This window comes from Allofournierella sp., from assembly GCF_017889395.1.
Classification (GTDB): domain Bacteria; phylum Bacillota; class Clostridia; order Oscillospirales; family Ruminococcaceae; genus Allofournierella.
Genome location: NZ_JAGHKE010000121.1, coordinates 1 through 4,942, shown reverse-complemented (window position 1 = coordinate 4,942; position 4,942 = coordinate 1). Strand labels below are relative to the sequence as shown.

The window sequence follows — 4,942 nt, the reverse complement described above, 5'->3', positions numbered from 1 at the left end:
CCTCTCACCAGCCTGCCCGGCCTGGCCAAGGCTCTGGGTGTGAAGGAAGTTCGCATCAAGGACGAAAGCTACCGCTTCGGTCTGAACGCCTTCAAGGTTCTGGGCGGCAGCTACGCTCTGGGCCGTTACATCGCCAAGACTCTGGGCGAGGACATTGCCGATATGCCCGCCACCCGCATCCTGTCCGATGAAGTGCGCCAGAAGCTGGGCGAGGTGACCTTCGTCACCGCCACCGATGGCAACCATGGCCGCGGCGTGGCCTGGACTGCCAATCGTCTGGGTCAGCACTCTGTGGTCTACATGCCCAAGGGCAGCGCCCAGGAGCGTCTGGAGAACATCCGTGCCGAGGGTGCGGACGCCTCCATCACCGACCTGAACTACGACGATGCCGTTCGTCTGGCCAACAAGCAGGCCGAGGAGAAGGGCTGGGTCATGGTGCAGGATACCGCCTGGGAAGGCTACACCGATATCCCCCTGTGGATCATGCAGGGATACACCACCATGGGCTACGAGATCGTGAAGCAGCTGGAAAAAGAGGGTGCTGAGAAGCCCACCCACGTATTCCTGCAGGCTGGTGTAGGCAGCATGGCCGGTGCCATGGCTGGCTTCATCTCCAGCTACTACGGCACCGAGCGTCCCTTCATCACCGTTGTGGAGCCCGAGAAGGCCAACTGCGTATTCCGCACCGCCGAAGCGGGTGACGGCAAGCTGCACTTCGTCACCGGCGACATGAACACCATCATGGCTGGTCTGGCCTGCGGCGAGCCCTGCACCATCGGCTGGGAGGTTCTGAAGAACTGCGCCGATGCCTTCATCAGCTGCCCCGATTACGTGGCTGCCGACGGCATGCGCATTCTGGCTGCCCCCACCGGCGGCGACAAGCCCGTTGTTTCCGGCGAGAGCGGCGCTGCCACCACCGGCTGCATCTCCAACATCCTGCTGCGTGAGGATCTGGCTGAGTTCAAGCAGAAGCTGCACCTGGACGAGAACAGCCGCATCCTGTTCATCAGCACCGAGGGCGACACCGACAAGGAGAACTACCGCAACGTGGTTTGGGGCGGCAAGTTCAACCGTTACGACGGCTGATTTTTCCCATTCAACCAGCTCCGCCCGTTCCGTTCCTCTCAAACTCTCTCATTTTCACACGCGGCACCACAGCGCCGCGCCCTTCCAAAATCCAACCGGGACGGGCTTTTTAGAGCCTGTGCCCGCCCGCGCGGGGGCAAGCCGCGCGGGCGGAGCATCCCTTTTAAATTGGTATCCGGCGGGAAAGACCGCCTCATACGAACGATCGTTTTTACCTTATTCTCATCCATGGATAGGAGGATACACCCATGCTTACTCAGGAACAGCAGAACAACGTAGTGGCCCTGTGCCAGAAACTCATCCAGTCTCCCAGCTACAGCGGCCATGAGGATGGCGTTGTTGCTCGTCTGAAAGAATTCTTCGAGGCCAACGGCTTCGACAGCGTCCATGTGGACAAATACGGCAACGTGATCGGCTGCATGAAGGGCAACCGTCCCGGCCCCCGCCTGCAGTTCGACGGTCACATCGACACCGTGCCCGTAGAGGATGCTTCCAAGTGGGAGCATGATCCGTTCGGCGCCGAGATCGTAGACGGCAAGATCTACGGCCGCGGCACCTCCGATATGAAGGGCGCCGTTGCCGCCATGGCCTGCGCCACCGCTAACTTCGCCAAGGCGACCAACCGTGATTTCGCCGGTGAGATCTATGTGGCCGGCGTGGTTCACGAGGAGTGCTTCGAGGGTGTTGCTGCCCGCGAGATCAGCGCTTACGTGAAGCCCGACTACGTGGTCATTGGTGAGGCCAGCCAGCTGAACCTGAAGATCGGTCAGCGCGGCCGTGCCGAGATCGTGATCGAGACCTTCGGCAAGCCCTGCCACAGCGCCAACCCCGAAAAGGGCATCAACGCTGTTTACAAGATGGCCAAGGTCATCGAGGCCATCCGCACCCTGGAGCCCACCCATCATCCCGTTCTGGGCGACGGCATCCTGGAGCTGACCGACATCAAGTCCGCTCCGTACCCCGGCGCTTCCGTGGTGCCCGAGTACTGCCGCGCCACCTATGACCGCCGCCTGCTGGTTGGCGAGACCAAGGAGAGCGTTCTGGCTCCCATCAACGCCCTGCTGGAGAAGCTGATGGCTGAGGACCCCGAGCTGAAGGTAAAGGCCAGCTACGCGGTTGGCAAGGAAATGTGCCACACCGGCAACGTGATCGAGGGCGAGCGCTTCTTCCCCGGCTGGCTGTACGACGAGAACGACGACTTCGTGCAGGCTGTGTACGGCGAGCTGAAGGCCATGGGTTACGATCCCACCATCACCCAGTACAACTTCTGCACCAACGGCAGCCACTATGCAGGTGAGGCCGGCATCAAGACCTTCGGCCTTGGACCTAGCCGTGAGAACCTGGCTCATACCATCAACGAATACATCGAGATCGACCAGCTGGTCAAGGTATGCGATTGCTACACCGGCGTGCTGAAGGCCCTGATGAAGTAAAAAGCCTTTCGTGTGCCTCGCTGCCCGCATCCCGGGCGGCGGGGCCACAGCTGGCTGTGAAGCCAAAATCATCACTCATTAGAAAAAGAGAGGCGTTTGACCCATGTCTACTATGCTCATCAAAAACGGCCGCGTGATCGACGGCACCGGCGCTGCCAGCATCAACGCCGATGTGCTGGTGAAGGACGGCAAGATCGCCGCCATCGGCACCATCACCGAGCCTGCCGATCAGGTGATCGACGCGGCGGGCCTGGCCGTGGCCCCCGGCTTCATCGACACCCACAGCCACAGCGACCTGGATGTGCTGCTGCGGCCCCAGGTGCTGCCCAAGATCATGCAGGGCATCACCACCGAGCTGCTGGGCCAGGACGGCGTGTCCATGGCTCCGCTGCCCACCCAGTACATCAGCCCCTGGCGCAAAAACCTGGCCGGTCTGGACGGCGATACCGACGAGATCAACTGGACCTATGAGACCACCGACAACTATCTGAAGATGATTGAGAAGGCCCATCCCGGCCTGAACGAGATGTACCTGGTGCCCCACGGCAACATCCGCATGGAGGCCATGGGCCTGGACAACCGCCTGCCCACCGATGAAGAGATCGAGAAGATGAAGGCCATCACCCGCCGTGAGATGGAAGCGGGCGCCATGGGCCTGTCCACCGGCCTGATCTACATTCCCTGCGCTTACTCCGAGAGCAAGGAGATCATCGAGATGTGCAAGGTGGTTGCTGAATACGACGGCGTGTTCGTCATCCACCAGCGCAGCGAGGCCGACACCATTCTGGACAGCATGAAGGAAGTCATCGAGATCGGCCGCAAGTCCGGCGTAAAGGTACACTGGAGCCACTTCAAGGTCTGCGGCAAGCAGAACTGGGATAAGATCGACGCGGTTCTGGAGCTGCTGGAGGAGGCCAAGAAGGAAGGCATCACCGTCAGCTTCGACCAGTATCCCTATGTGGCGGGCAGCACTATGATGGGCGCTATCCTGCCTCCCTGGGTACACGACGGCGGCACCGATAAGGCGGTGGCCCGTCTGGCCGACCCCGAGCTGCGCAAGAAGATGGTCTACGATATGGAGCACGGCATCCCCGGCTGGGATAACTTCGTGGACTTCGCCGGCTTCGAGAACATCTATGTGACCAGCGTCAAGACCGAGAAGAACGCCGACGCGGTGGGCCTGTCCATCGTGGAGCTGGCCGAGAAGCGTGGTGTGGACCCCTACACCGCCGCCTTCGACCTGCTGATGGAAGAGGAGAACGCTGTGGGCATGGTGGACTTCTACGGCACCGAGGAGCACGTAAAGCGCTTTATGATGCGTCCCGAGATGAACGCCTGCACCGACGGCCTGCTCTGCCCGGGCAAGCCCCATCCCCGTCTGTACGGCAGCTTCGTGCGCATTCTGGGCAAGTATGTGCGGGAAGAGAAGCTGATGAGCCTGGAGCAGGCCATCTACAAGATGACCGCCAAGCCCGCCAGCGTGCTGGGTCTGACCGACCGCGGCACCCTGAAGGTGGGCAACTGGGCCGATATCACCATCTTCGACCCCAACACCGTCATTGACAAAGGCACCTTCACCGATCCCATCCAGTTCCCGGACGGCATTGCCTACGTGATCGTGAACGGCCAGGTGGCTGTGGATCACGGCAAGCACACCGGCGCGCTGAATGGCCAGGTCATTCGCCACAAGGCGTAACAGCATTTTACCAAAAAGGAGAAATCAATCATGAACACTGCTATTTCCACTGAAAAGGCTCCCGCCGCCATCGGTCCCTACTCTCAGGCCATTCAGGCCCAGGGCAAGACTATCTACGTTTCCGGCCAGCTGCCCGTAGACCCCGCCACCGGCGCCTTCGCCGGTGAGGACATCCAGAGCCAGACCCGTCAGTCTCTGGAGAACATCAAGGCCATCCTGGCCACCGCCGGTGCGGACATGAGCAGCGTGGTAAAGACCACCGTTCTGCTGAAGAACATCGCTGACTTCGGCGCAATGAACGAGGTCTACGCTCAGTACTTCCAGCAGCCCTTCCCGGCTCGCGCTGCCTTCCAGGTAGGCGCTCTGCCCAAGGACGCTCTGGTAGAGATCGAGTGCGTGGCTGTGATCTAACAGAGATCAAAAAGAATTCCTGCCAAATTTTTTATTAATCAGCGCGGTGCGGCTGCCGGATGCTGGCGGCCGCACCTTTTTGTGCGAAGGAGTAACCCCAAATGTTTAAAATTGTCGAACGAAAAGAGTTGAACCCCACGGTCACCAAGCTGGTGATCGAAGCGCCGCTGGTGGCAAAGAAGGCTCAGCCGGGCCAGTTCATCATCGTGCGTGCGAGGGAGGATTCCGAGCGAATCCCCCTGACCGTAGCGGACTACGACCGCGAAGCCGGCACCGTGACCATCATCTTCCAGATCGTGGGCGGCTCCACCATGGA

At 60.7% G+C, this 4,942-nt stretch carries 4 protein-coding genes and 1 pseudogene; all 5 read left to right on the top strand.

Annotation, left to right across the window (positions count from 1 at the left end; translation table 11 throughout):
• A partial coding sequence (dpaL, locus tag J7G73_RS12330) for a diaminopropionate ammonia-lyase (RefSeq protein ID WP_291246473.1) occupies positions 1-1,086 on the top strand: 1,086 nt, incomplete at its 5' end.
• A 248-nt stretch (positions 1,087-1,334) separates the two neighbouring features.
• Entirely contained in the window at positions 1,335-2,519 is a 1,185-nt protein-coding gene (locus J7G73_RS12325) for a YgeY family selenium metabolism-linked hydrolase (RefSeq protein WP_087182734.1), read from the top strand.
• A gap of 103 nt (positions 2,520-2,622) precedes the next feature.
• Positions 2,623-4,215 (top strand): amidohydrolase family protein, encoded by a 1,593-nt coding sequence (locus J7G73_RS12320; RefSeq protein ID WP_291246472.1) that lies wholly within the window; start codon positions 2,623-2,625, stop codon positions 4,213-4,215.
• Between the two features lie 30 nt (positions 4,216-4,245).
• A complete protein-coding gene (locus tag J7G73_RS12315) occupies positions 4,246-4,626 on the top strand; it encodes a RidA family protein (protein WP_291246471.1) in 381 nt (126 codons plus the stop codon).
• Positions 4,627-4,727: 101 nt separating this feature from the next.
• Positions 4,728-4,942: pseudogene (locus J7G73_RS12310) on the top strand (sulfide/dihydroorotate dehydrogenase-like FAD/NAD-binding protein); the annotation flags it as partial.

Excerpts from the sequence above, each read along its gene's own strand:
- J7G73_RS12325 (WP_087182734.1), top strand. The coding sequence starts at position 1,335 with ATGCTTACTCAGGAACAGCAGAACAACGTAGTGGCCCTGTGCCAGAAA.
- J7G73_RS12315 (WP_291246471.1), top strand. The coding sequence starts at position 4,246 with ATGAACACTGCTATTTCCACTGAAAAGGCTCCCGCCGCCATCGGTCCC.
- J7G73_RS12320 (WP_291246472.1), top strand. The coding sequence starts at position 2,623 with ATGTCTACTATGCTCATCAAAAACGGCCGCGTGATCGACGGCACCGGC.